This window comes from Streptomyces sp. NPDC051776 (assembly GCF_040681345.1).
GTDB lineage: Bacteria > Actinomycetota > Actinomycetes > Streptomycetales > Streptomycetaceae > Streptomyces.
The window spans coordinates 1-26,772 of the sequence record NZ_JBFAYQ010000036.1 but is presented as its reverse complement, the minus strand read 5'-3'; the positions used below and the strand labels follow the sequence as shown (position 1 = coordinate 26,772).

General features: G+C 72.8%; 16 protein-coding genes and 1 pseudogene. 6 read left to right on the top strand and 11 right to left on the bottom strand.

Annotated features, from left to right (window positions below; all coding sequences use genetic code 11):
• Window positions 1–144: 144 nt before the first annotated feature.
• From AB0M26_RS24030 to AB0M26_RS24005, 6 genes are all read right to left on the bottom strand, one after another.
• Window positions 145–780 (bottom strand): MBL fold metallo-hydrolase, encoded by a 636-nt coding sequence (locus tag AB0M26_RS24030; RefSeq protein ID WP_365263886.1) that lies wholly within the window; start codon window positions 778–780, stop codon window positions 145–147.
• Window positions 780–1,865, bottom strand: coding sequence for an S-(hydroxymethyl)mycothiol dehydrogenase (locus tag AB0M26_RS24025; RefSeq protein ID WP_365263885.1), 1,086 nt, complete (start codon window positions 1,863–1,865; stop codon window positions 780–782). Before AB0M26_RS24025 ends, AB0M26_RS24030 begins: the two co-directional genes overlap by 1 nt.
• A 303-nt stretch (window positions 1,866–2,168) precedes the next feature.
• Window positions 2,169–7,304 carry a hypothetical protein gene (locus AB0M26_RS24020; protein ID WP_365263884.1) on the bottom strand — a complete coding sequence of 1,712 codons (5,136 nt, stop codon included), beginning with the start codon at window positions 7,302–7,304 and terminating at the stop codon, window positions 2,169–2,171.
• A 101-nt stretch (window positions 7,305–7,405) separates the two neighbouring features.
• Entirely contained in the window at window positions 7,406–8,224 is an 819-nt protein-coding gene (locus AB0M26_RS24015) for a hypothetical protein (protein ID WP_365263913.1), read from the bottom strand.
• A gap of 128 nt (window positions 8,225–8,352) precedes the next feature.
• Complete coding sequence (locus AB0M26_RS24010; protein ID WP_365263883.1) at window positions 8,353–9,876, bottom strand: hypothetical protein; 1,524 nt, start codon at window positions 9,874–9,876, stop codon at window positions 8,353–8,355.
• A 232-nt stretch (window positions 9,877–10,108) separates the two neighbouring features.
• Window positions 10,109–10,822 (bottom strand): GntR family transcriptional regulator, encoded by a 714-nt coding sequence (locus AB0M26_RS24005; RefSeq protein ID WP_365263882.1) that lies wholly within the window; start codon window positions 10,820–10,822, stop codon window positions 10,109–10,111.
• A 314-nt stretch (window positions 10,823–11,136) separates the two neighbouring features.
• Between AB0M26_RS24005 and AB0M26_RS24000 the strand changes: the two genes are divergently transcribed.
• Genes AB0M26_RS24000 through AB0M26_RS23990 form a run of 3 tightly spaced genes read left to right on the top strand, consistent with a single transcriptional unit; the run spans window position 11,137 to window position 13,492 of the window.
• Window positions 11,137–11,901 carry a 5-oxoprolinase subunit PxpA gene (locus AB0M26_RS24000; protein WP_365263881.1) on the top strand — a complete coding sequence of 255 codons (765 nt, stop codon included), beginning with the start codon at window positions 11,137–11,139 and terminating at the stop codon, window positions 11,899–11,901.
• Window positions 11,898–12,623, top strand: coding sequence for an allophanate hydrolase subunit 1 (locus AB0M26_RS23995; protein ID WP_365263880.1), 726 nt, complete (start codon window positions 11,898–11,900; stop codon window positions 12,621–12,623). Before AB0M26_RS24000 ends, AB0M26_RS23995 begins: the two co-directional genes overlap by 4 nt.
• Window positions 12,620–13,492 carry a biotin-dependent carboxyltransferase family protein gene (locus AB0M26_RS23990; RefSeq protein ID WP_365263879.1) on the top strand — a complete coding sequence of 291 codons (873 nt, stop codon included), beginning with the start codon at window positions 12,620–12,622 and terminating at the stop codon, window positions 13,490–13,492. Before AB0M26_RS23995 ends, AB0M26_RS23990 begins: the two co-directional genes overlap by 4 nt.
• Before the next feature lie 314 nt (window positions 13,493–13,806).
• Here the strand turns inward: AB0M26_RS23990 and AB0M26_RS23985 are convergent, their stop codons facing one another.
• The gene (locus tag AB0M26_RS23985) at window positions 13,807–15,165 is read right to left on the bottom strand and encodes a cytochrome P450 (protein ID WP_365263878.1); all 1,359 of its coding nucleotides are present in this window, start codon (window positions 15,163–15,165) and stop codon (window positions 13,807–13,809) included.
• Window positions 15,166–15,222: 57 nt separating this feature from the next.
• Here AB0M26_RS23985 and AB0M26_RS23980 point away from each other — a divergent pair, with 57 nt between their 5' ends.
• A complete protein-coding gene (locus AB0M26_RS23980; protein WP_365263877.1) occupies window positions 15,223–15,834 on the top strand; it encodes a TetR family transcriptional regulator in 612 nt (203 codons plus the stop codon).
• Between the two features lie 54 nt (window positions 15,835–15,888).
• On the opposite strand, the gene AB0M26_RS23975 is transcribed toward AB0M26_RS23980, so the two are convergent.
• Window positions 15,889–19,515, bottom strand: coding sequence for a hydantoinase B/oxoprolinase family protein (locus tag AB0M26_RS23975; RefSeq protein WP_365263876.1), 3,627 nt, complete (start codon window positions 19,513–19,515; stop codon window positions 15,889–15,891).
• 400 nt (window positions 19,516–19,915) lie between these two features.
• The gene (locus AB0M26_RS23970; protein ID WP_365263875.1) at window positions 19,916–21,343 is read right to left on the bottom strand and encodes a HEAT repeat domain-containing protein; all 1,428 of its coding nucleotides are present in this window, start codon (window positions 21,341–21,343) and stop codon (window positions 19,916–19,918) included.
• A gap of 327 nt (window positions 21,344–21,670) precedes the next feature.
• On the opposite strand from AB0M26_RS23970, the gene AB0M26_RS23965 reads away from it, so the two are divergent.
• A complete protein-coding gene (locus tag AB0M26_RS23965) occupies window positions 21,671–23,194 on the top strand; it encodes a SpoIIE family protein phosphatase (RefSeq protein WP_365263874.1) in 1,524 nt (507 codons plus the stop codon).
• A gap of 471 nt (window positions 23,195–23,665) precedes the next feature.
• On the opposite strand, the gene AB0M26_RS23960 is transcribed toward AB0M26_RS23965, so the two are convergent.
• Window positions 23,666–25,147, bottom strand: coding sequence for a hypothetical protein (locus AB0M26_RS23960; RefSeq protein WP_365263873.1), 1,482 nt, complete (start codon window positions 25,145–25,147; stop codon window positions 23,666–23,668).
• A 235-nt stretch (window positions 25,148–25,382) separates the two neighbouring features.
• Between AB0M26_RS23960 and AB0M26_RS23955 the strand changes: the two genes are divergently transcribed.
• A complete protein-coding gene (locus AB0M26_RS23955; RefSeq protein WP_365263872.1) occupies window positions 25,383–26,507 on the top strand; it encodes an aminoglycoside phosphotransferase family protein in 1,125 nt (374 codons plus the stop codon).
• Window positions 26,508–26,677: 170 nt separating this feature from the next.
• Here AB0M26_RS23955 and AB0M26_RS23950 read toward each other — a convergent pair.
• Window positions 26,678–26,772, bottom strand: a pseudogene (locus tag AB0M26_RS23950) (GntR family transcriptional regulator); the annotation flags it as partial.

Here is a 26,772-nt window from a genome sequence, read left to right as displayed (position 1 = left end):
CGCACACCGACGCCGGAACGCGCCACGGCGAGCGGTCGCCTCCGGCGCCGAAGTCGCCCGTACACAAAGGCCCCGTGGCGGCGCGGCGCCCGGCGGGCGCCGGCCGGCCACGAGGCCCGGCGACGGCGACGATGCAGAAGCGGCTCAGTGGCCGCGGGACACCCAGTCCTCCAGATGCGGCTTCTCGGCACCGATGGTCGTCGTCTCGCCATGACCGGTGTGCACCACCGTCTCCCCGGGGAGGGCGAACAACCGCTCCCGGATCGAGGCGATGATCGTGGCGAAATCGCTGTAGGAACGGCCCGTTGCGCCGGGCCCGCCCGAGAAGAGCGTGTCACCGCTGAACAGCGCGCCCAGCTCCGGTGCGTGCAGGCACACCGCGCCCGGAGCGTGCCCCGGAGTATGGAGGACGCTCAGCGGGGTGCCCGCGACCTCGATCACCTCGCCGTCGGCGAGCGGGCCGTCGGGCAGCCGCTGCGGATGCGCCAGCTTCCACAGCACATGGTCGTCCGGATGAAGGAGTACGGGGGCGCCGGTCAGCCGCGAGAGGGCAGGGGCGGCATTGACGTGGTCGTTGTGTCCGTGCGTGCAGAGGATGGCCGCCAGCCTGCGGTCGCCGACCGCCTCGTGGATCGCCGTCGCGTCATGGGCGGCGTCGATCACCGCGACCTCGTCGTCGTCGCCGACGAGCCACACATTGTTGTCGACGTCCCAGGTACCGCCGTCGAGACTGAACGTCCCGCTGGTCACCAGGTGCTCGATGCGTACCGCGCCGGCCACTACAGCACCACCACCGAGCGGAGCACGTCTCCGTGGCGCATCGTCTCGAAGGCCTTCTCCACGTCGTCGAGCCCGATCGTCTCGGAGACGAAGGCGTCGAGGTCGATGCGCCCCTGCAGATAGAGATCGACGAGATACGGGAAGTCGCGCGAGGGCAGACAGTCGCCGTACCAGCTCGACTTGAGCGCCCCGCCGCGGCCGAAGACGTCGAGCAGGGGCAGCTCGATCTTCATCTCGGGCGTCGGCACGCCGACGAGTACGACCGTCCCCGCGTGGTCACGGGCGTAGAAGGCCTGCTGATAGGTCTCCGGGCGACCGACGGCGTCGATGACCACATCGGCACCGAATCCTCCGGTCAACTCCCGTACGGCCTCGACCGGGTCGGACTTCTTGCCGTTGACCGTGTGGGTGGCACCCATGCTCTTGGCGCGGGCGAGTTTGCGCTCGTCGATGTCGATGGCGACGACGGTGGTGGCGCCCGCGAGCGCGGCCCCGGCGACGGACGCCATCCCGACGCCGCCGCACCCGATGACGGCGACGGAGTCCCCGCGCCCGACGGCACCGGTGTTGACCGCTGCGCCGAAACCCGCCATGACACCGCAGCCGAGCAGACCGGCGGCGGTCGCCGGGACCCGCGGATCGACCTTGGTGCACTGCCCCGCGGCCACCAGGGTCTTCTCGGCGAAGGCACCGATGCCCAACGCCGGGGACAGGGGCGTGCCGTCGGTCAGGGTCATGGGCTGGGACGCGTTGTGCGTCGCGAAGCAGTACCACGGCTTGCCCTTGCGGCAGGCCCGGCACTGACCGCAGACGGCACGCCAGTTCAGGATGACGAAGTCTCCGGGCTCGACCTCGGTGACCCCTTCTCCCACGGCCTCGACGCGGCCCGCCGCCTCGTGCCCGAGCAGGAAGGGGAAGTCCTCGTTGATACCGCCTTCGCGATAGTGCAGATCGGTATGGCAGACGCCGCACGCCTCGACCTTGACCAGGGCCTCACCGGGCCCGGGGTCGGGGACGACGATCGTTTCGAGCGAGACGGGCGCGCCCTTCTGCCGGGCGACGACTGCACGGACCTCGTGAGCCATGGATACTCCTCGTCGTTGGCGGATCCCTGGGCTGCTGCGTTTCCTATTGCGGTACACGTCTCTGGATGCGCAACTGCAGGATTGAGGAGGAGACGCCCACGGGTCAAGGGGCGCGCCGGTGCATCAACGGCGTCCCCATCCGTGCCGGCAGCAGCCGTACCGGCACCCGGCTTGCGGTGACTCCTCCCCATACGCCCATGATCTCGTACGGCACCGGCCCCGCGGGGCAGAACCCGGCCCGGTGTGCCCGTACGGGCGCGGATCCTGCCGTCACGCGGATCCTGCCGTCACGCGCCCGTACGGTCACTCCGCCGGGACCGGCGGGCGCTTGAACATCCGGGTCGCGGTGATCTCCCCGTGCGCCGCGTCCTCGCCCTCGGTCTGCTGCGGCAGTCCCGGGCGCAGATGCTCCTCGACGCTGATGTACTTCAGGCCGGCCCGCAGGTCGGCATCGTTTCTCAGCCGGATCACCAGCGGGAATTCGGCCAGGGCCGTGGTGTCGAACAGGCCGGTGGTGTAGAGGAGCTGGACGCCCAGCGCGTCCGCGACGGCCCGCTGCAGCTCCAGCAGATATGTGGCGTTGGCGCGGCCGATGGGGTTGTCCAGGAACAGGGTGCCCGCGTGCCGGTGCTTGTCGCGCCCCCGATCGTTGCTGCGCAGCGCGGCCATCGTGCAGTACAGCGCGATGGCGGCGGTCAGGAGCTGGCCTCCGGAGAAGACGTCGCCCATCTGCCCGACCGGCACGCGCTCGGCACGCAGCACCGCGTCGGGCTTGAGGATCTCGACCGCGATCCCGCGCGGCTGCAGCGCGGCCGCGACCCCGCGCAGCAGCAGGGACATCCCGTCGCGGCGCAGGTCCGAGTTCTTTCTCACGGCGGCGCGGGTCGCCTCATCGATGACCTCGCCGAGACGCTCGGTGAGCGTGGCCTGGTCGGGATCCTCGAACCGGATCCGCAGGAACTCCTGTCCCGACCACTCCCCCAGCCCCTCCGGGAGGCGGGAGAGGCGCTGAGCCGAGCGGAGCGTGGCGAGCGAGGACTCCACGAGTCCGCGGAGCCGGTCGACGATACTGTCGCGGTTGCGCTCCAACTGGACCAGCTCGTCGGTCAGGACGCGCAGCCTCGGGGCGAAGGCCTCGGCCCAGGCCGCGGCATGCTCGGGCAAGGCGGAGGCGGGCAGCTCCCGGATCTGCTGACGAGCGGGGGTCCGCACCTGTTCGTAGCGGGTGGAGTTGGCGTGCCGTACGAGTACGTCGCTCGCCTCGCGCACCGCGGACTCGGCCGATGCCAGGTCAGCCGCACAGCCGCGCAGCGAGCGGCGCGCCTCGCCCGCGGTGTGCCGAGCCTCCTCCAGGCTGCCGCCGTACGGCTCGGGCGCCTCCCCGTCCTGCTCGGCCGCCTGGTGGCCGTCCCGGAGCAGATCGCGCAGCAGCGCGGCGAGTTCGTCGAAGCCCCCCGCGGCGTCCTCGGCCGCCCGGTGCTCGCGCAGCAGTCCGGCGTGCACGGCGCGGGCGTTCTCCAGGGCCTCGGTACGAGTCGCCAGCTCTGCGGTGGCCCCGCGCAGCAGTTCTCTTGCGTGGTCGGCGTCGGCGGGGACCAGCCCCTCGGGCAGATCCGTGTGGGCCTCCCCCTCGTCCGGGGCGTGCCGTTCGGCCTCACCGCGCAAGCGGCCGAGTTGCTCGCTGGCGGCCGAGGCACGCGACTCCAGCATCTGGACGAGGGATTCGGCCCGGGCTGCCGCGGCCTGGCGGGACGGGCCGTCGGCGCCTTCCGTCCCTTCGAGGAGCTGAGCGGCTCGGATGCGGACCTTGTTGGTGAGCCGGGCGAGTGCGGCCAGGGCCGCGGACTCGTCGCTCTCCGCCCTCGCCTGCTCCGCGCGCAGATCGGCGCCCACGCCCACCTTCTCGTAGAGCTGCGAGGCCGCGCGGTACGCCTCGCGGAGCGCGGGCAACGAGGCACCGGGCGCCCGGGCCTCGGGGGTGTCGTCGGGCGCGCCCGCGATCTCGGCGCGCTCGGCCCGCAGGGCGCGGGCGGTGCGGCGGGCGTCGTCGGCGGCGCGCTGGGCGGCTCTGCGGTCCTCGTCCGCCGCCCTCGCCCGCTCCAGGAACGCCGTCGCGCGGGCCTCCGACTCGGTGGCCTCCTCGGCCAGTTCGCGCGACCGGGCCTGCCAGGAGGCGCGTTCGCGCAGCCGGAAGGCGAGCCCGGCCAGCGCGTCGGCGGAGCGGCGGGCACGCTGCGCGGCCTCCTGCCGCTCGTCGCGGACCCGTGCCGCCTCGGCCGCGATCTCGTCCGCCTCGGCGCGCGCCGTGCGGGCTTCCGCCAGCACGTCCCGGGCCGCTGCCGCGGCCTCGCCCGCCGCATGGGCGGCCTCGGCCAGCTCGGCCAGACGGCCCGGGGCGCAGCCGGTACGCCAGGAGGAGAGCCGCGCGGCGAGGGCGCGGTCGGTGGCGAGCCGGGCCGCCAACGCCCGGATCTCCTCTTCGCGTTCGGCCGCGCGGGCGCGCAGCGCCTCACGCTCGGTGTCGGCGGCGCGCTCGTCGTGCATCGCCGGGTTCGGCGGGACGAGGAACACGGCGCTGCCCTCGGCCCCGGGCCCGGGGGCGGGCGCGAGCAGTGCGGCGGACGTGCCGACGGCGACGGCGGACCGCGGCAGGAGCGAGGCTCGGGCGAGCACCTCCCGGGCTCGGGCGTGCGTTCCCGGATCGGTGATGATCACGCCGTCGACCAGTTCGGGACGGGCGGCGAGGACGGTCGCGTGGTCGGCCGGATCGACGGCCTGGGCCAGGTAACGCCAGCCGGGGAGCGCGGGGATGCCGTGTTCGCCGAGGTACTCCACCGCGGCCAGGACGTCGGGGCCCGCCGGGAGCAGTCCGCCGTTACCGAGCGCCCCGAGGATGCGGGCGTCGTCGGCGGCGGCCGTGCGCAGGTCGAAGAGGTGGCGCTCGACGGAGGCGACGGCGTCCTCCAGCATCTCCTGGAGCGCCTCGGCGTTCCGGTCCAACTCCTCGGCGCCCAGCGGTCCGTCGGCGACCGGCCTGCCCTGGCCGGTGGCTGCGGGGAGGCGCGAGTCCGGCGCGTCACCGCGATCCTGCGCGTGACCGCTGATCGACGCGGTGGGTGCGCTCTCCGTCGCGTCGGCGTCGACCGAGCCCTCGGCGGTGAGCCCTGCGGCGGAGGCCGCGGCTGCGGCGGAGGCGTGCGAGGACCGGTCCGGCCCCTCCCCGCCTACCGCATCAGTGGCGGCGCCTTCCGTCGCCGCGCCGGGGTGGCCGTCCGCGGTCGCGGCAGGGTGGCCGTCCGCTGCGGCCTGTTGGCATCGGCCGACCACGCCACCGTCCCGCACGGCGTCCCGTACTCCACGCTGCCCGGCGTCCGGCTCGTCCTGTGTCGCCGAACCGCCGTCGCCGCCCCCGGCGACGCCCGGCGCTGCGCCTGCCCCGGTGGGGGCCGAAGTTCCGTGTACGGGGCGGGAGTTCGCGGCCGCAGCGCTCCCGGAATGCCCGCCGCGTGCCCCGGCCACCGGCTCGTCCGCGCGGCGGGGCTGGGGCAGCGCCGCCGCGGGCGGGGACGGCGGAAGGCTCAGCAGTTCGGCCAGCCGCTCCTCCGCGCCGATGGACTCGGCCGCGCGCCGCTCCGCGGCATAAGCGGAATCCGCCGCCTCGGCCGCGTCTTCCGCACGGGCCGCCGCCAGCTCCGCGCGGTTCTGCTCCGCGGCCGCCTCCTTTGCCCGGTCCGCGGCCTGCCGGGCGGTCTCACGGGCCGCGTCCGCGGAGGCGACCGCCGACCTCTCGGCGTCGCTTGCGGCGAGTGCCGCGCGGGCCGGGTCCGCATCGGGAGCCCCGGAATCACCGTCCGCGGACTGCCGGGGCACGTCGAGCCAGCCTGCCCGTACGGCCTCCGCGGTCTCCTGCTCAACCTCCGCCAGCCGCTGACGCAGGTGTTCGGCTTCGCTGCGGGCCCGCTGGGCGCCGGTGGCGGCGGCCGTGGCGTCGCGATGGGCCGTCTCACTCGCTTGCTGCAGGCCGGTCGAGCGATCCTCCTCCTCGTTGGCGAGCCGCTCGCCCTCCTCAGCCGCCGCGTGCAGGGCGCGTACGAGATCGGAGGCGGCCTTCGCGCGCGCGGCGAGGGCCGGGGCCGCGTCCCGCTCGGCTTCGCGGATCGCCGCGGCAACGCGCGCCGAACGGTCTGCGGCGGCCCGGTGCCGCAGCACGATCTCGGCGGCCTGCCATGCGGAGTGCAACGTCCGGGCGTCGCTCAGTTCGCGGCGCTGAGCCGAGGCCGCCTTCTCACCTGCGGCGAGTGCCAGCGAGGCGTGCCGGTAGGCGAGTTCGGCCGCGATGAGCCGGCAGCGGCCCTGGGCCTCCTCTGCCTCGGAGGCCGTGCGCGCGGCCGTGGTCACCTGCTGGGCCAGGTCCGCGGAGCGCCCCCGCTCCTCGGCGCCGCGGGCGGAGAGCCGGCGGGCGAGCGTACGGGTGCGGCGTTCGGCCCCGGCGTGCACATCGCGCGCCTGCTCGCGCTGTTCCGCGGCCTCGGTGATCCGGGAGAGCAGGTCCAGCGAACCGGCCGTGAATTCGCGCTCCGCCGTCAGCTCGGCCCGCCGCCCCAGTTTGTGCGCGAAACCGTGCACGAGGTCGGCGAGTCCGTCGGTGTCGCGCGTGTCGGTGACGGCCCGCAGCAGCAGATCGGTGAAGTCGGAGTCGTTCTTGACGGCGAAGAGACCCGCCGCCTCGCCCTCGTCGGCGTTCATCTCCCGCTGGTAGCGGAAGAGTTCGGGGTCGAGCCCGAGGCCGCCGAGGTGCTCGTTCCAGCGCTCGTGGATCTCTTCCCAGACGACGTCCAGATTCGGATACGCCTTGCCCGCCTCGGTGATGGCGTCCCGGAACCCCTTCATCGTCCGGCGGCGGCCCTGCGCTCCGGAGGCGCCCTCGACGGGCGGCCGTACCGCGGTGGACTCGGCCACGGGAAGCGAGTCCAGGGACATCCCGGGGCCGGGCCGGAAGGAGTACCACGCCTCGGCGAACTTCCGCGGGTCACCGGAGACCTGGCGGCCCCTCCACTCGCTGACCTTGCCGACGACCACGCACTCACCGGTCAGGGTGTGCTGCCACTCCAGGGCGACATGGCCGCAGTCGTCGGCCAGCAGGAACTTGCGCAGCACGCCCGAGCTGGCGCCGCCGAGGGTGTTGCGGTGGCCGGGCAGCATCACCGAGAAGATCAGCTTCAGCAGAACGGACTTGCCGCCGCCGTTCTCCAGGAACAGCACGCCTGCCGGGGCGGGACGCCGCGGCGGCCCGGTCGGCTCGTCCTCGAAGAAGTCGGCCTGGGTGGGCGCCGGGTCGGTCACGGGTTCGCCCACACCGCGCAGGTCGAGCACGGTGTCGGCGTAGCGCGCACCGGCAGGCCCGATGGAGTAGAGGCGGACCCGGGACAGCTCGTACATGGCGGCGGACTCTCGTTGTCTTCGTAGGGTCGTGGGGCTTCGTACGGTCGTGGGGGGGGCGGGTCGAGTCGTACGGTCGGGAACGGGGCGGGCGACGGGGATCAGGAGTGGAAGGGCAGACCGGCGTCGGCGACCGGGCCGAGGTCGTCGGTGTCGTCGGCCGGGACGAGGCTCGCGGTGCCGTCGGTCACCGGCACGACGCCGAGTTCGAGCAGTTCGGTCATGGCCGCGCTGCCCGCCATGTCGCGGACCTGGAGCTGGTAGCGCGCGGTCGTGCGGTACGCGCCACCGGAGTCGTCCCCGGTGCGCTGCAGGAACCCGGAATCGGTGAGAAAGGCCACGGCCTTGCCGACGATTCCCGTGGTCGAACCGGACAGCCTCCGGGCGTCCTTGGTCGCGCCGGTGGCGCTGCGGCGGGCCCAGACGCGCCAGGCGGCCTCCAGTCCGGGGGCGCCTGTGGCGGGGTCGGTGTTCTCGCCGGACGCCTCGGCCCGCTCCTCGAGCCGGCGGCAGGCCTGGCGGACGAACGCGTCGACGCCGTTGACGGTGATACGGCCGATGTAGCCGTCGTCGGAGAGGTCCTCGGGGCGCGGGAACGCCAGGGCGGCGACGGCGAGATGGGCCAGTCCGTGCAGGAAGCGGTCACCGGAGTCGGAGGAGGCGCGGCGCGCGTAGTCGCCCATGCGGACCGCGAAGACGGAGTCCTCGGCGGCGGTCACGGCCATACCGGCGCGGGTGGAGACCTCCAGGACGACGAGGCCGAGACCTGCCGCGACCGCGTCGGCGAGACGCGCGAAGGCCGGGTCGTCACGGTGGCGCCGCAGCAGCCCGGCGTACTCCGCGTCACGCGCGGGGACGAGTTTGGGCTGCAGCCCGAACGCGACGAGCCGCGCGGCGTCGGCCGCGTCCGCGGGCGTCACACCGGCGGCGCGGGCGCGGCTGCCCGCGCACTCGCCCTCCGGGGTGGGGACGGAGAGGCCGTCGTCATCGAACTCGCCGGTCACGGACACAACTCCTCACAGAACACGGTCTTGACGCTGTCCGGCACCTACGCGGCCTCCGATCGGTCCGCCGCCATGCCGGCCGCGTCCAGAAGGGCCGTGCCGACGATCAGGTCGGCGCCACCGAACTCCGGGTCGTCGAGCTCCGTACCGTCGTCGACGGCGAACAGGAGCTGCTGCTCGCCCTGCCGGTAGGCCGTCCCGACCGGGGGGCTCGCGGCGTGCACCGCCAGCAGCGCCACCAGGTAAGGGAGTTCGGGGTCGCGGCGGCGGGCGTCGGCGAGCAGCCCGGACAGCCGGCGCGGTGCGTCGGCCGGGAGGTCGAGAAGCTCCAGCGCGGAGGCGAGCTGCTCCTCGCTGAACCGGCTGTCGTCCGGAGTGGCGACCAGATCCGGCTCGGGCATCTCCGCGCCCAGGTGCTCCCGCTCGACGGGCGGGGTCATCAGCAGGTCCACCAGATCGCCCAACCGCACTGCCGGTGGCGTGCGCAGGCCCGTGCCGCGGGCGAAGAAGGCGTCGGTGACCCGCGTCGCCTGCCCGACCGGCAGCGGGAGGACGGGCGCCACGAGCTGACCGTAGAGGTCGAGTCCGGAGCCGGCCGCGCGAGTGGCGAACGCCTGGCGGTCCTGCTCGGCCCGGAACAGCGGCCCGGCCTCCAGCAGCCGGGACTGCAGCTGGGTGTGGCGGCGGATGCAGTCCTTGACGATGTCGACCAGTTCGGCGGCGCGGCGCTTGTGCTCCGCCTCCTCCGCCTCGTCGCGCGCGCGGCGGATGTTGGTCAGGATCGCGTTCTCGTGGCGGTAGCGGTCGGCGACGTGGTCGAGCGCCTCGGCGATCATGTCGGGTACGGCGGAGAGCCAGTCGACGGCGCGGACGTTGCGACGGGTCGCCTCCAGGGTTCTGCGCAGCGCCTCCGCGTACTGGACGGTGCGGTAGCGGGCCTGCTCGGCCGCCAGTTGGGCATCTGCCAGGCGCCCGCGGCTGATCAGCACCTCCAGCTTCACCTCGGCGGCGATCTGGGCGCTGGTCACATCCGTGTCGAGCGCGCCCACCAGGACGTTGACCGCCTCGTCCGTGGTGCGCAGATAGACGCTGCCGCCCGGGCCCGGCACCTCTTCGATGAGCTTGAAGTCGTAGTCGCGGCGGACATACGCGCCGTCGGGCCCGAACGTGCCGTAGACGGCACGGAATCCGCGGTCCACGCTGCCGACGTTGATGAGGTTCTCCAGCACCCAGCGGGCCACCCGGTCGTGCTCGGCGGCGGGCCGGGCGGGAGCCTGGGCCGCAACGCGCGGCAGCAGCCTGGCCACTATCTCCTCGTGGTCGGCGCCGGTGTCGAAGTCCATGTGGAGCGTGACGAGATCGATGGCGGAGAGGGCGACCTCTGCCATTGCGTAGACGGAGTACTCGCCCGCGAGATTGGCCTTGCGGGCGTCGAGATCGTGCAACGGCGCGGTGCATGCGAGCGCGCGCAGGCGCCGGGCCAGCCCCTCGTCGGCGGCCGGGCCGGGTGCCGGCCGGGCGGACCCGTTGAACTGGGGCGGAACGCCCGCCGGGGCTGGAGATGTCACGACGCACAGATTAGGTGGTGGGACCGACAACGGACGAAACGGCGCGGACCCGGACCGGTGTCCCGGCGACAACTCCGGGACGAGAGTGCGGACATATGGCACTTTTGGCGCATTCTTCACATCTCTGACGGGCCTGTCGTACGGGCCTGTCGCACAGGTCTGTCGTACGGGCCTGTTGTCCGGGTCGGTCGAGGCCGCCGCAAAGGGATCCCGCGGCTCCGCGCAGCCGCCGTCACATCTCCGCGACCCTCCGCGAATACGCCTCTGACAGCTGCGCCCGCGAGTCGTCCAGGTACACCGCGAGCATCCGTTCCGCCTGTGCGGTGTCCCCTGCCCGCAGCGCCCCCAGGATCTGCCGGTTGCGGGCCAGATACGGCTCGTGGAAGCGGCGCGGATCGGCCATGACGTGGAAGACCAGCCGGAGTTCGGCCAGCACGCCGCGCATCAGCTCGTCCAGCCGCGGGCTCTCGGCGAGGGCGACGACCGCTTGGTGGAAGCGGATGTTGGCGGTCGACAGGTCCTGCCAGGACTGGTCACGGGCCGCCTTCTCGCCCGCCGCGAGCGCCGCTTCGAGGGCATCGAGCCGCGAGGACGCGTCTCCCAGTCCGCGCACCGCTGCGCATTCGACGAGTTTCCGGACCCGGTAGATGTCGAGCAGGCCCTCGATCGTGACCACTCGGACGAACACGCCGCGGTTGAGTTCGTGCACCAGCAACCGCTCGTGGGTGAGGAGCCTGAAGGCCTCCCGGAGGGTGTTGCGGGAGACGCCGAGGGCACCGCCGATGTTCTCCTCCGAGAGCCGGGTGCCGGGCGGGAAGTAGCCCTCGGCGATCCGGTCCCGCAGGATGGCGGCGACCCGTTCGGCCGTGCTCGTACGGCCCAGCAGGGCCCGGTCCTCCTCGAGACCGGCCGCCTCCACGAGCCGGCGCTCGTCCCCGTCGGCCACGGCACACCTCCTTGTTCCGCCCTCGCCGGGCTCCGTGCGATCGCGCTGCCAGGGGGAGTCAATCCCACGACCTGGGAGCAAGACAACACGCCTCTTGTGGGATCGTTCAACGATCCGCTACGTTGTTGCGGACATCCGGACGCCCGGCCGCCCCTTCGGGGACAGTTTCCGCGGCACGGTCGGTTCCATGCGTCGCCACGGGGGGCGGGGACCGTGCGCCACGCGGGCGCGTGTGCTGGGCGGGCGTGCCCACCACTGGGTCCGTCCGGGCTCAACCGAGCGAGGCGGCCCGGCACTTGGGGAGCGTAGGACGTATGAGCGATGCGGTGATCGACCTCAACGCCGACCTCGGTGAGGGGTTCGGCCGGTGGAGTCTCACCGACGACGACGGTCTGCTCTCCGTCGTCACCAGTGCCAACGTCGCCTGCGGATTCCACGCCGGGGATCCGACGACCATGCGCCGGGTGTGCGCGCTCGCCGCCGAGCGCGGGGTGAGCATCGGCGCCCAGGTCTCCTACCGCGATCTCGCCGGCTTCGGCCGCCGCCCCATGGACGTACCGCCCGAGGAGCTCGCCGACGAGATCGCCTACCAGATCGGCGCGCTGGAGGTCTTCGCACGTGCGGGGGGCGCGCGCGTGACCTACGTCAAACCGCACGGCGCGCTCTACAACCGCGTCGTCGCCGATGAGGAACAGGCGGCGGCCGTGGTCGACGGCGTATGCCTCACCGGCGCCGCCCTGCCCGTACTCGGCCTGCCCGGCTCCCGGCTCCACGCCGCCGCGGAGAAGGCCGGACTGCCGGTCGTCGCCGAGGCGTTCGCCGACCGCGCTTACACCGCGGACGGCACCCTGGTCTCCCGGCGTCTGCCCGGCGCGGTCGTCAGCGATCCGGCCGCGGTGATCGACCGATCCGTACGCCTGGCCGTGAACGGCGAGGTGACTGCGCTCGACGGGCAGCGCGTCACCGTCCGCGCCCGTTCGCTCTGCCTGCACGGCGACACCCCGGGGGCGACGCGGCTGGCCCAGGCGGTCCGCGCGAAGCTCGAAGCGGCAGGGGTACGCGTCAGGGGCTTCGCATGAACGCCCTCCCCCCGGAAGCGCCGCACGTGAGGGCGCTCCCTGCCGGCGAGCACGGGCTGCTCCTCGAACTCGGCAGCGGTGAGGAGGTCGAAGCGCTCCACGCCGAACTGCTCCGCCGCCGCACCCTCGACGAGCTCCCTCCCGTCCGCGAGATCGTCCCCGCCGCGCGAACCGTGCTCATCACGGGACTCGCCGATCCCGGGGCCTTCGCCGCCGAGCTGACACGCTGGCGGATTCCGCCCATCGCCCGCGGCCGGGAGACGGCCGTGGAGATCCCCGTCCGCTACGACGGCCCCGATCTCGCGTCCGTCGCCGGCCACTGGGGGGTGACCGAGGACGAGGTCGCCCGGATCCACTCCGGGACCGAATTCCGGGTCGCCTTCTGCGGGTTCGCCCCGGGCTTCGGCTACATCACCGGACTGCCCGACACGTGCCATGTGCCGCGGCACTCCACACCGCGAACGAAGGTCCCGGCCGGAGCGGTCGCCCTGGCCGGGACGTACACGGGTGTATACCCCCGCTCCTCCCCCGGGGGCTGGCAGCTCATCGGGACGACCGACGCCGTGCTCTGGGACCCCGTGCGCGAACCCGCCGCACTGCTGGCGCCCGGCACCCGCGTCCGGTTCGTCCCCGAACCGGCCGAGGACCGGGGCTCCGCGCCGGCGCCACGGCGCCCGGCGGACGAGCACGGACCGGCGTCCGTTCCGGAGAGCCGCGGATGAGCGACCGGGAGCTGGAGATCGTCGACCCCGGCCCGCTGACCACCCTTCAGGATCTGGGTCGTCCCGGCCATGCCCATCTGGGAGTCAGCCGTGCCGGGGCACTCGACCGCGGCGCGCACCGGCTGGCCAATCGTCTCGTCGGCAACCCCGACGAGGCCGCCACCCTGGAGACGACTCTGGGGGGCTGCGCCGTACGTTCCCGCGGTGCCGTCACGGTCGCCGTGACGGGCGCACCCTGTCCGGTCACGGTGGACGGACGGCCGGTCGCCTGGGGAACGGCGGTACGGGTCCCGGCCGGTGGCGCTCTGCGGGCCGGCGCCGCGACCCACGGCGTGCGCAGCTACCTGGCGTTCGCGGGCGGCGTCGCGGTCGAACCCGTGCTGGGCAGCCGTTCGTCCGACCTCCTCTCCGGCCTCGGCCCGCCGCCGCTCAGCCGGGGCACCGTGCTGCCGCTCGGCGACGTGGACGGACGGGCAACCGCCGGCACGGACACCGTTCCCTGGCAGCGGCCTCCGGCCGAACTCGTGCTCCCCGTCCTGCTCGGACCGCGGGACGACTGGTTCACCCCGGCCGCCCTGCGCACCCTGGCCACCGGCGACTACCGGGTCTCCCTCGCGGGCAACCGCATCGGGCTGCGTACGGTCGGGCCGCCGCTGGAGCGGGCGCGGGACGGTGAACTCCCCAGCGAAGGCATGGTGCTGGGCGCGGTCCAGGTGCCTCCGGACGGCCGCCCGGTCGTCTTCCTCGCGGACCATCCGACGACGGGTGGCTACCCGGTGGTCGGTGTGGTGCCGGAGAGCCGCCTCGACGCCGCCGCGCAGGCCGTGCCCGGTACGCCGATCCGCTTCCTGCCGGTACGGCCGCGCTGAGGTCCTGCCGGCGCCGGTGTGAGTCGACAGGCCCGGAAAGCCGCGGCTCCCAACCGGCGTTGGACACGGGCGTACCGATCGTCGGCTCAGCGCAGGGGTGCGACCGCTGGGACCGTCGAAACCCGCTGCGGTGGCGGCGGCCCGCCGTGCTGTGGCGAATGCGGGCCCGGAGTGCTGTGGCGAATGCCGGCCCGGAGTGCTGTTGCGGCGGGGTCTCCGGCACTGGCGTCGGGCTCGTCCGGACCGAGCAGGGAAGTGATGCGGGTGTCGGTGCGGGCCAGGACGCACGGATCGGCCTCCTCCCGGGTACGGCCTCACATGCCGGCGCGTGGTCGCGCAGTAACGGTGGTCAGGCGGGACGGCACGAGGGTGACGTGCCGGATGAGCGGCCGTTCCGGTTCCGGGTCTTCGGCGGTCAGGTCCATCCGCTCGAGGACCTCGCGGATGATCACGCGCATTTCCAGGAGGGCGAGCTGGGCACCCACGCAGTAGCGACGGCCACCGCCGAAGGGCATCCACGACCTGTTGGCCGCGCCGGCGCCGTCGCCGAGGAATCGCTCGGGACGGAATGCGCAAGGTTCGGGGAAGGCCGTCGGGTCATGGTGGATGAGCGGGATGGCCGGGCCGACCGCCCAGCCGGCAGGCACCCGGTAGCCGCCGAGCTCGAGCGGAGCGTCCAGCAGGCGGGGAGCCGCGTACACCACGGGCCGGGTGCGGAGTCCCTCCTTCACCACTGCGTCCAGGTAGCCCTCCTGGCCACGGTCGAGTTCGGTGCGGAGTCTGCCGAGCACCTGCGGGTTGCGCAGAAGACGCTCGAACGTCCAGGCCAGGCCGGTCGCGGTGGTCTCGTGTCCGGCCTCGAGCATGGTGATCAGCTCGTCCCGGAGCTCTTGGGCGGTCATGGGCCGGCCCTCGTCGTCCCGCGCCGCCAGCAGTCGTGACAGCACGTCAGTGGCGTTCTCCTGCGGCTCGGCGCGGCGCCGGGCGATCTCCTCGTACAACAGCTCGTCCACCGCGTCGCGAGCCGCGAGGAACCGGGTCGTGGGCAGAAAGGGCATCCGCCGGAGCAGCCGGGAGCCGAGGACCCGGTCTCGTGCCGCCGCCGACATCAGCATGAGGGTGTACGGACCGCCCGGGTCGGCGAGCGTGTGCAGCAACGGGCGCAGCCGGTCCAGCCGTTCGCTGTCGGTGATACCGAACACCAGCCGCATGATCACCTCCAGGGTGATCTCCTGCATCCGGTCCCGCAGGGGAAAGGGGCGGCCCACCGGCCACTGGCTGATGTTCTGCGCCGCGATCCTGCCGATGTCGTCGCGGTATCCGGCGATCGTTCTGGCGCGCAGCGGAGGCGTGAGCAGTTTGCGGTGCCGCTGCCAGGGTTCGTGGTCCAGGCTCAGCAGGGAGTGCTCACCGACCGCGGGGGCCATGAAGTCGCGCCGTGTTTCTCCGGCCCGGCCGCCGCCGGCATCGGTGGCATAGACGCGTTCGGCCAGTTCGGCGGTAGCGACGAAGACCTCCCGCGGCGGACGGAACCAGGCGATCCTGAAGACCGGAGCGCGGAAGACGGGGCCGTATCGGCGCCGGCGGCCTTCGAAGAAGCGCATGGGGTCACGGACGAGCCGGAAGACCTGGAAGGGGCTCGGTATCGCTGAGCCGGGAGGAAGCACGGACATCGAACCTCCGTATATGTACGTTCGTCATTGACGGACGTACATATGTATCATGCGGTCGTGCAAAAGCAACAGTCCGCCGGGACTCCGCGCGACAGGCTGCTCGCCGCGGCCGTGGCCTGCCTGCAGGACAAGGGCTATGCCCATACGTCCGCCCGTGACCTGGCCACCGCTTCGGGAACACACCTCGCCTCCATCGGCTACCACTTCGGAGGCAAGGAGGCTCTGCTCAATGCCGCGCTCGCCGAGTGTTTCCGGGCGTGGAGCGAACGCGTGGAGCAGGCGGTATCCGCAGCGCCGGGAGCCGACCCCCGCGAGCAGCTGAAACTGGCGCTCGCCGCGATGATCGACGCCTTCGACGAGATGCGCCCCGCCATCGTCGGCTGCATCGAGGCCTTCCCACCCGCCCTGCGCTCGGCCGAACTGCGCACCCAACTCACCGTCCACCTGGCCGAGACCCGCAAGACCGGTGCAGCGCTGATCAGTTGGTGCTGCGCAGAAGCCGGCGTGGACCTCTCGGTGCCCGCCGAGATCATGGCCTCGGTGCTCATCGCCTTGACCGAGGGCCTGATGCTGCAATGGCTGCTCGATCCTGCTGCAACACCCAGCGCGGACCAGGTCCTCCAGGCTCTGGGAGCCCTCGCGTCGTTCATCGCGCCCCACCCGCAGTGAGCCGGGCCACCATCGCCACTCCGGAGACTCCCGGCCACGGGAGGCGATGCCGTGTCAGTGCCCGCCCGGCCTGCCGTAGCCGCCGCCCCCGGGCGTCCGTACGACGAGGACGTCACCCGCCGCCACATCGGCCACGTCGCAGCCCTTCAGCGACTCGGTCGTGCCGCCGGTGCGCTCGATCGTGTTCGAGCCCAGCTCTCCCGGCTCACCACCCGCCATCCCGTACGGGGCGACCCGCCGGTGCCCGGTGAGCAGCGCGACGGTCATCGGCTCCAGGAACCGGATCCGGCGTGTGACCCCGTTTCCGCCCCGCCGGCGGCCGCGGCCGCCGCTGCCCTCCCGTACCTCGAAGCTCTCCACGCGCACCGGATAGCGCCACTCCAGGACTTCGGGGTCGGTCAGCCGCGAGTTGGTCATGTGCGTCTGGACCGCGTCGGCCCCGTCGAAGCCGTCGCCGGCGCCGGAGCCGCTGGCAACGGTCTCGTAGTACTGCACACGGTCGTTGCCGAAAGTGACGTTGTTCATGGTGCCGGAGCCCTCGGCCTGGATGCCGAGCGCCGCGTACAGCGTGCCCGTCACCGCCTGCGAGGTCTCGACATTGCCCGCGACGGTCGCGGCCGGGTGGGTGGGCGCGAGCATCGAACCCTCCGGGATGCGGACCTCCAGAGGCTTCAGACAGCCGCTGTTGAGCGGGATGTCCTCGGCGACGAGTGTCCGGAACACATAGAGGACGGCGGCCATCACCACCGAGCTGGGCGCGTTGGTGTTGCCGGGCTGCTGCGGCGAGGTCCCGGCGAAGTCCAGGACGGCGCTGCGGGCCTCGCGGTCCACGCGCAGGTCGAGGCGGATGACGGCGCCCGCGTCGGTCTCATAGCGGTACGAGCCGTCGTCGAGGCCGGCGAGGATGCGGCGGACGGACTCCTCGGCATTGTCCTGCACGTGCCCCATGTACGCCTGCACCACATCGAGCCCGAACTCCTCGATCATGCGCCGCAGTTCGCGGATGCCCTTCTCGTTGGCCGCGATCTGGGCGCGCAGGTCGGCGAGGTTGGCGTCCGGGGCACGGGAGGGGTACGCGCCTGCGGTCAGCAGCTCGCGCGTCTCCTCCTCGCGCAGCCGCCCGTCCCGTACGAGAAGCCAGTTGTCGAAGAGGACGCCCTCCTCCTCGATGGTGCGGCTGAAGGCGGGCATGGAACCGGGGGTGATGCCGCCGATCTCGGCGTGGTGCCCGCGCGACGCGACGAGGAAGAGCAGCCGTTCCCCCTCCTCGTCGAAGACCGGGGTGACGACGGTGACATCGGGCAGATGCGTGCCGCCGTGGTACGGGTCGTTGATCGCGTACACGTCGCCCGGGCGCATCGCACCCTCCTCGCGCCTGCGCCGCAGCACCTCCTTGATGGACTCGCCCATCGAGCCGAGGTGGACGGGTATGTGCGGGGCGTTGGCGATGAGGTTGCCCTCGGCGTCGAAGAGCGCGCAGGAGAAGTCGAGCCGCTCCTTGATGTTGACGGAGTGGGCCGTGTGCTCCAGTCGCAGCCCCATCTGCTCGGCGATCGACATGAAGAGGCTGTTGAAGACCTCCAGCATGACCGGGTCGACGTCCGTGCCGATCGCTGCCGTCCCGGGGCGGGGCCGGACGCGGGTGAGAACCAGGTGCCCGTGCTCGCGTGCGGTGGCCCGCCAGCCCGGTTCGACGACGGTGGTGGCGTCGTCCTCGGCGACGATGGCCGGTCCGGTGACCTGATCTCCGGCGCGCAGGTGCGCGCGTTCGTGGAGTCGGGTGTCCTGCCAGCGGCCCTCGCTGAACATCCGTACCGTCGCGGCGGGCCGGGCCTCCGCCGGACCGGACTCTCCTTCGCGCGGCGGGAGTTCGACGGCGTACGTCGCGGTGTCCCCCGAGGAGCCGACGGCCTCGACCGACACGGCCTCGGCGACGAGCGGCTTGTCCATGGTGAACGCGTAGCGGCTGCGATGGGCCGTTACGAACTCCTCGCGCATCGCATCCGCGGTGTCCAGCGGGACGGCGATGGCGGCATCCGTGCCCGCGTACCGCAGGTGCACCTGTGCCGAGGTGGCGACGGTGTCCTCGGGGACGCCGTCGGCGAGGAGTTCGTCACGCGTCTGCGCGGCGAGCCGGTCGCACACCCCGCGGATGCGCTCCATGGCGTCCTCGCGGAACTCGGCCTCCACGGCCTGCTCACGCATGGCGGTGGCGTCCGCGACCCCGATCCCGTACGCGGAGAGCAGTCCGGCCAGCGGAGGGACGACGACGGTGGAGATGCCGAGGGCGTCGGCGACCGCGCAGGCGTGCTGGCCGCCCGCGCCGCCGAAGCTGGTGAGGGCGTACCGGGTGACGTCGTGGCCGCGCTGCACGGAGACCTTCTTGACGGCGTTGGCCATGTTGAGCACGGCGATGTCGAGGAATCCGGCGGCGACCTCCTCGGGGCTGCGGTCGTCACCGGTCGCCTGTGCGGCCTCCCGGGCGAGAGCGGTGAATTTCTCGCGCACGGTCCCGGTGTCGAGCGGCTCGTCGCCGCCCGGCCCGAACACGGCCGGGAAGTGGGCCGGCTGGACGCGCCCGAGCATCACATTGGCGTCGGTCACGGTCAGCGGTCCACCGCCGCGGTAGGAGGCCGGCCCGGGGACGGCACCGGCGGAGTCGGGGCCCACACGGTAGCGCCTGCCGTCGAAGTGGAGGACAGAGCCGCCGCCCGCGGCGACGGTGTGGATGTTCATCATGGGCGCGTTCATGCGCACGCCCGCGACCTCGGTGCCGAAGATCCGCTCGAACTCCCCCGCGTAGTGGGAGACATCGGTCGACGTCCCGCCCATGTCGAAGCCGATGACACGGTCGTGGCCCGCTTCGGCGGAGGACCGCGCCATGCCGACGACGCCCCCGGCGGGCCCGGAGAGCACCGCGTCCTTGCCCCGGAAGTGCGCCGCCTCGCGCAGACCGCCGTTGGACTGCATGAACATCAGCCGGGTGCCCTGCAGTTCCTTGGCGACACCGTCGACGTACCGGCGCAGGATCGGCGACAGGTAGGCGTCCACGACGGTGGTGTCACCGCGCGGGACGAGCTTCATCAGCGGGCTGACCTCGTGGGAGCAGCTCACCTGCGTGAAACCCAGCTCCTCGGCGAGCGAGCCGACGGCGCGCTCGTGCGCGGCGTGGCGGTATCCGTGCAGGAAGACGACGGCGGCGCTGCGGAAGCCGTCCCCGCGCGCGGCGCGCAGCGACCCCGCGACGGCGTCGAGGTCGGGTTCTCGGAGCACGTCACCGTGTGCACCGACCCGTTCGGGCACCTCGATCACCCGGTCGTAGAGCGCCTCGGGGAGGAGGATGCGGCGGTCGAAGATGCGGGGCCGGTTCTGGTACGCGATGCGCAGCGCGTCGCGGAAGCCCTCGGTGACGACGAGTACGGTCGGTTCGCCCCTGCGCTCGAGGAGGGCGTTGGTCGCGACGGTCGTGCCCATCTTGACGACCGCGATCCGCTCGGCCGGTACCGGCTCGCCCGGCCGGAGCTCCAGCATGAGCCGTACTCCGGCGACGGCGGCGTCCTCGTACCGGTCGGGGTTGTGCGACAGCAGCTTGCGGGTGACCAGGTGGCCGTCGGGCCGCCGTCCGATCACATCCGTGAACGTGCCGCCGCGGTCGATCCAGAACTCCCAGCGTCCGGTCATCCGTCCATTCTCGCAGCGGAGGGGCGGCGGGGGTGGGGGCCCGCGGGTCCCGCCGCGGCAGATGGCGCCGCGGACCGGGCCGGCGGGGCCTTGCCGGAAGGCGCGCGCCCGCACCGTCTCACCGATGTGGTGCCGCCTGCTCGCGCCCGTACCCCCTCGCCTCCTCGCCGACGGTAGCTGTGACGGGGCGGGCGCGGGCGAGGGCGCCGGAGGCCCCGGCCCCGCATCCCGGCCGCGAATCCTGCGTCCCCCCGGCCCTGAAGATCCCGGCCCCTGACGCCGACCCGGGCCGTGGAAACGCTCATGGGATGGCTTGACCGGCAGAGCGATCCACGTGGCCCGATCCACGCTCCGTACGTCGCGCACGGGACAGAGGCGGAGCCCGCCCCTGCCGGTGTCGTCACACGGCGGGCATATCGGGCCCGATCCGACTGCGCACTGCCGTCTGGACCTCCGCCTCCTCGGCCGGGTCGGCCGCGAGCCGCCGCAGCCGCTCGACGACCCGCTGGTCGCCGGTCGCCGCGTGGCGCGCCGCCAGCTCGCGTGTGGACTCCTCGCAGTCCCACAGGCACTCGACGGCGAAGCCGGAGGCGAACGTCGGGTCGGTGACGGCGAGGGCGCGGGCGGCCCGGCCGCGCAGGTGCGAGGAGGCGGTCTCGCGGTAGATGTGGCGGAGGACGGGCGCGGCGCAGGCGATGGCCAGGCGGCCGGTGCCGTCGACGAGCGTCATGAGGTCGGGCGCGTCGGCTCCCTCGGTCCGTACGGTCCTGCGCAGCGCGGAGAGGACGAGATCGGCGTCGCGCTGACCGCCGCGGCAGGCGAGCATGCAGGCGGCGGCGCTGCCCAGCGCGTCATCGCGGCCGGCCCAGGTGCGGGCGCGCGCGATCGCGGCCGTACTGCGCATGCGCTCGAAGGACGCGAGGGCGGCGTCCGCGACCACGGGTGATCCGTCCGCCACCGCGGCGTCGATCAGGTCGAACGCCTCGGAGTCCTGCTGCTCGGCGAGGAACCGGAGAGCGGCGCCACGGGCGCCGTCGGGGCCGCTGCGGGCGGCCTCCACGACCTCGGGGCGGTCCTCGGGGGACGCGACGGCGGTCAGGCAGCGGGCGGCCGCGATGTGACGCGGCTGGGAGGGGTGCTGGTCCAGGCCCTGCTGGGCCCACTCGAGGACCTCGCGGACACTCCAGCCGGGGCGGGGCCCGGTGGGCCGGAGCTGGCGCTGCCAGCGATCGAAGCAGCCCTGCTCGCCAGCGGCCCGTACGCGTGCGGCGCCGGCCGGGTCGTCGGGGTTCTCCGCCCAGAGGCGCCACGGGCGGGGCTCGAAGGCGTCCCGCGCGGCGGCCGCGAGATCGGTCTCTCCTTCGGGAGTGGCCGGGAATCTTGCGAGGATCGGCGTGCTGAGGGCGCGCAGGGCCGTGTCGTCGTCGCGGAGGGCGAGCTCGTCGAGGGCCCAGGTCCAGTTGGAGCCCGTGGCCGCATAGCGGCGGAGCAGCAGCAGAGCGTCCCGGCGTCCGTACGAGGCGAGGTGGCCGAGGACGGCGAGGGCGAGGCCGGTGCGCTCCTCGGAGTGGTCGACGACGTCGTCCGCGTGGAAGAGGTGCGCCTCGATGTCCTCGAGACCGGCGTCCAGGTCGAGACAGAGCCGGGCGTAGTAGAGGGAGCGGTTCTCGATCTGCCAGTCGCGCCGGGGGTCGCGCAGCACGCAGTGGTGCAGCGCGGCGAGCGCCTCGGCCCGCGGGGCCGCGAGGGCGTGCAGGGTCCCGTCGCCGCGGCCTCGCTGCAGGAGGCCGAGCAGGGTGCCGCTGGGCGCTATGTCTGGATCGAACATAAGGTCAGCATCCGGTGCGGTGGGTTCGCTGGCAACGGGATTTCCCGCGACCGGCATTCTTGCCGGTGTCCCAGGGTCTACGCCTGGTGAACGGCGAGGATTTCCGGGCCACGTGGGCCGCAGCCTACCCGGACGGATCAATTCCGCGGAGTCCGGACGCCCTTGGACCCGCCTCGCGCGCCCGTACGGGGCCGGGAGGCCTGCGTCATATGACGGAAGCACCACCGAAACGGGTGTTGCCAAATCCCTTACGGGCCGTCGCTCCCTGTGCAAGAGTCGTAACCGGCCCATACGTCTCAGTCGGCCGCGCAGGTAATGGAGTACGCAATGCCGTCCCCCAGTTCTACGGACCGATCCGCCGCTCAGCCGCCCGAGCGCGGTGCGGTCGATGCGCTGATCTCGCAGACGGAGAGACTACGCGGCGGTGTCGATGCCGTACGCCGCGACACCGTCTCGGACGAGGCCGACGCCGGGCTCCGATGGCGGCGTGCTCTCTGTGATCTTGCCGTCCACCACCTCGACGATTTGGGGCAGCAGCTCGGCCAGCTGCGCGAGGGGCTGCCGCCCGAGGAGTCCCCGGTGGTCGGCGGCCCGGCGGCCCCGGCGATTCCTCTTCCGACGGCGCCGCCGGAGGGCCGCAGGGAGTCGCTGCTGAGCCGGGTCGGCAGCGCCGAGTGGAATCTGCTGGCGGATGAAGTCGACTGGTCGGAGGAGCTGTTCCGGATCTTCGGCCGGAACCCCGAGGAGGGCGCGCTCTCCCTCGACGAACTGCCGTCGTTCGTCCGCCCCGAGGATCACCCGCAGTTGACCTCGATGGTCACCGATTGCCTGGTCGAAGGGAAACCGATCGACGGGGAGTTCAGAATCGTCCGGTCCGACGGCGCCGAGCGCACGGTCCACATGATGGGTGAGCCGGTGCTCGACGCGGACGGCTGTACGGCCTCCATGTGGGCCGTGCTGCGGGACGTCAGCGAACTGCGCCGCACCCAGCAGACCGTGTACGAGAGCCGTGACTGGCTGCAGCGCGAGCGGCATGCCGCGCAGACCGAGCGCCGCCTCGCGGTCGAGCTCCAGGAGGCCGTACTGCCGCCGTGGCGCGGCTCGTTGAGGTTCCCCGGGACCGGACCGGGCACACTCGACGGGCCCGCCACGCCGGCCGGGCCCGCCACGCTGGACGGTCCGGCCACGCTCGATGTGGCCGCGCACTATCTGCCGTGCGCGACCGGCGCCCTGATCGGCGGCGACTGGTACGACGCGATGCCTCTGCCGGACGGCCGGGCGCTCCTCAGCGTCGGCGACCTGACCGGCCACGGTGTGACCGCGACGTCGGGCATGGCGATGCTGCTCGGGGCGCTGCGCGGGATGGCCGTCGCGGGCGTGACCCCGGACCAGCTGATGGGATGCCTCAATCACCTGCTGGACACCGCCTCCCAGCCGGCGCTGGGCAGCGCGGTGTGCTGCCTGTACGACCCGAAGACCGGTTCGTTGACGTGGTCGCAGGCGGGCCACCCCGCCCCGCTGCTGTTCCGCAACGGGACGGGGCGCGCACTGTCGGCGCCCGAGGGGATGCTCCTCGGAGCGGCCTCCGGTGCGGTGTTCGGGCAGAGCGAGGAGCAACTGCTCCCGGGCGACCTGCTCGTGCTGCACACCGACGGTCTTGCGCGGTGGCACGGCGCGGACCCCTCCGACCCGTCCCAGGACTCCACGGGGGCACAGCGCGTACTGGACCTTGCGCCGCGACTGTCGGCGGCCCGCAGTGCGCAGGAGTGTGTACGGATCGTGGTCGAGGAGTGTGGCGGCACGGAGCGCGAGGACGACGCGTGCGTGCTGGTGGCCCGGGTGGGGACCTGACACCCGGCCAGCACCCGGTCACGGCCCCCCTCACGACACCCGGTCACGCACCCAACCGTGACACTCGGCCACGACAGGCGCTCCCTGGCATCGGGTCGTGACACGCTGACGGATCCCGGCCCGGCGGCGGTTGACACCGAACGGGCCCACGGAGCACCGGGCCCGAACGAGCGACCCCGGCCGGAAGTCCCCACTCCTGACCCGCAGTCCCGGCCGCTGCTCTCGGTGCGCTCCATTCCCGCCAGAGCAGTCCTGAGCAGCGGATCGCGCTGAGGCGGGAGACGCTCCAACAGGCCGCACCAAGCGACGCGTTGGCGTACGGAGAGGCTCCCGGTTCCGCATGGTGTGCGGACCCGGCTCACCGAACGTCCTCGTAGCCGCCGGATGCCCTCGTAGCCGCCGGATGCCCTCGAGTCAGATGCACGAGAACGCGACGGACGGGCTGTCCGCCGACTGACGCTGGGGCCCACCTCAAGCGCGAGCGCTGTTCCCCTTGGCGGCCTTGCCCGGGGCCTTCGGAAGCGCCTGCTCGATCTCCTCGCGCAGATCCTCGATCCTGGAGTAGTCGGCGTAGCGCCCTGTCAGGCGGTACATCTCGCGCAACCGGTCCCACGTGCGGTGGGACGATGTGTCGCCGATGCTGAGGAGCGCCATCCGGGCGTAGCGGTCCGCCTGTTCGGGGTCGTCGGCGATGAAGCACGCCGAGGCGATCGAGATGTGGTCGAAGATCTGCGAGCGCTGACGGCCGTTCTCCCGCATGTCCAGTGCTTGCTTGGCGTGACGGTGAGCGATGGACGCCACCGATGGATCGTGCTCCGCGAGCGTGCGGTACACGAGTCCTTCCATGCCGTGCAGATCCGCCTCGTTGAAGAGCTGCATCCAGCTCGGGGACGGCACATCGCCCTTGTCCGAGACGAACAGTTCCTCGGCCTCACCGAGGGTGCGGTGCACTGCCTGGACCTGCCCCTTCGACGCCTGTGCCCAGGCCTCGATGGTCTGGAACATCGCCCGGGTCCGCGGCAGGGTCTGTTCGCCCGCCCCGGACTTGGCCAGATTCATCAGGTCCAGGGCGTCGTCGGGACGGCCCAGATGCACCATCTGGCGGGCGGCCCGGGACAGCGCCTCCGCGGCGCGCGGCCGGTCGCCGCCCTCACGTGCGGCGTGAGCCGCGATGACGAAGTACTTCTGTGCGGTGGGCTCCAGGCCCACGTCGTGGGACATCCAGCCGGCGAGGACGGCCAGGTTGGCGGCCACCCCCCACAACCGGCGCTGGAGGTGTTCCGGGTGGCGGTAGGCGAGGATGCCGCCCACCTCGTTGAGCTGGCCGACCACGGCCTTGCGCTGTAGCCCGCCGCCGCGGGCCGCGTCCCAGGCACGGAAGACCTCGACGGAGCGCTCCAGCGCCTCGATCTCCTGCGAGCCGACGGGAGCGGCCTCGTAACGGTCGTGCCCCGCGGGTTCCGCGGTCGGGATTGCGCCGCCCCTGACGCGGTCGGCCGTGAGGGCGGGGTCGGTGTGGAGCCAGTCGTACATGGCGCTTGTCAGTGCTGAGCCTGCGGCGAGCGCGGCGCCCGCGCCCACCAAGCCGCGTCGGTTGAGCATGAGGTCCATTCCCGTGAATTCGGTGAGGACCGCGGCTGTTCGGTCCGGCGCCCACGGAAGCCCGTCCGTGGACTGCCGCTTCCCTGCGCGCCCATGTCTGGCGAGCCCGAGGTCCTCGATGGTCACGACACGGCCGAGGCGCTCGGTGAACAAGGACGCCAGTACCTTCGGCACCGGATCGCGCGGCACTTCGCCGGTGTCGATCCAACGCCGCACCCGCGAGGTGTCGGTCGCCAGCTGCGGATACCCCATGGCAGCCGCCTGCCGGTTGACCAACCGCGCGAGCTCCCCCTTGGACCAGTCGGTGAGTCCGAACAGATCCGAGAGTCGGGTGTTGGGTTCCTTGGTCACGTCAAGCCCCCAGGTTCCTCGGCTGTGTTGACAGTAACCGCCCGTCACGGGCCAAGCGACTATTCGCCAGGGTTCGCCAGGGTCCGCCAGATGGTGTGCCACCCGCGGCCGGGTGTCTGTTAGAAACGCGCCTCCCCGGCCCGGAGCCCGATCGCATTCCCCAGGGTGCGGCCGGCCCTCCGGATCCGGGAGCGCGCGTACAACTCGTCGGCACACGAAGGGATCTGTATCGCCCATGCACGCAGCATCGTCCTCCGTGTCCGCCCCTCCCCGGCCGCACCGTACGCACCAGACCGGCGGTGGCCCGTACCTCGACCCAACCCACGCCGTGGGGGCGGCGATCGGCGGGCGTGTTCGGCGGGCGCCGGGGCTCGGACCGGGGCCCCTCAGCGGGAGAATCGACTTGTCCGGCTCCCAGGGCGCACAGCTCCGCACCGCGATCGCGTCGGTGCACCGCATCTGCCCGGAGTTCAACCCGGTGCAGGTCCTCCGGCGGAACGGCCGTTCAGTGCTCCTCGTCGGCACCACGGGCCGCACGACCGCCGTCGCGAAGTGTTTACTCGACCACTCCCCCGCCTGGGCGGAACGGTTCCGTCATGAAATAACGGCATACCGCGCGTTCGTCCGGCACCGCCCGCCCGTGCGGGTGCCCCGGTTGATCGCCGCGGATCCGGACAACTGCGCCCTGGTGATCGAGCGGGTGCCGGGCCGGGTCGTCTCCCTGCAGAGGCACCCGGTGGAGGCCCCGCCGCGTACCGACGTACGGGCGGCCCTCGGCGCGATCTGCCGCGTGAACCGGTGGCGGCCCCCTGCGGGCATGTTCGACGCGCCGCTGGACTACGCGAGGCGCCTGACCCGGTACCACGAGCTCGGCCTGCTGACCGATCGTGACATGGGTGATCTGCAGAAGCTTCTTCACGGGGTGGCGCACGCCTCCGGCAAGCAGAGCCAGGGCCAGTTCTGCCACGGCGACGCCCAGCTCCCGAACTTCCTGCTCTCCCCCGCGGGCGCGGCACTCGTCGACTGGGAGCACGCCGGCTGGTACCTGCCGGGCTACGACCTGGCCACCCTATGGGCCGTACTCGGGGACGCCCCCATGGCGCGGCGCCAGATCAGTCAGATCGCCCAGGCCCCCGGACCCGCCGCCCGGGACGCCTTCCTGGTGAACCTGATGCTGGTGCTCACCCGGGAGATCCGTACGTACGAGACGGCCGTACACCGCACGATGCAGGAGCCGGCACCGGCCACGCCTCCCGCGCCCGGCTCGTCCGGCGAGGAGCAGAGGCTGCTGCTGCGCAGGCTGTACGACGACTGCGCCATGGCCCGGCGGGCCGTGCGGGCGGCCGTCGGCACCCGCTGAGGCCGCGGAAGCGCCGCGTCCCTCGGGCCGTCCGGCACGAACGGCTCCTACGGCATCCCTTCCGCCGCCTCACACGAACGGCCTCGCACGGTGCGCCGAGTTCACGCCGAACCGCGCGCACGGCGCCCGATGGCGTATACCGCACGCTGCGGCGCATCCGGGCTCCCCCTGATGTCCAGGAGCTGGGAAGCGGGTTCGAGGCCGTGGGCCTTCATGTCCTCGGTGTAGGACGTCAGTTGCAGGGCCTGCGAGACCTTGGGCTTGG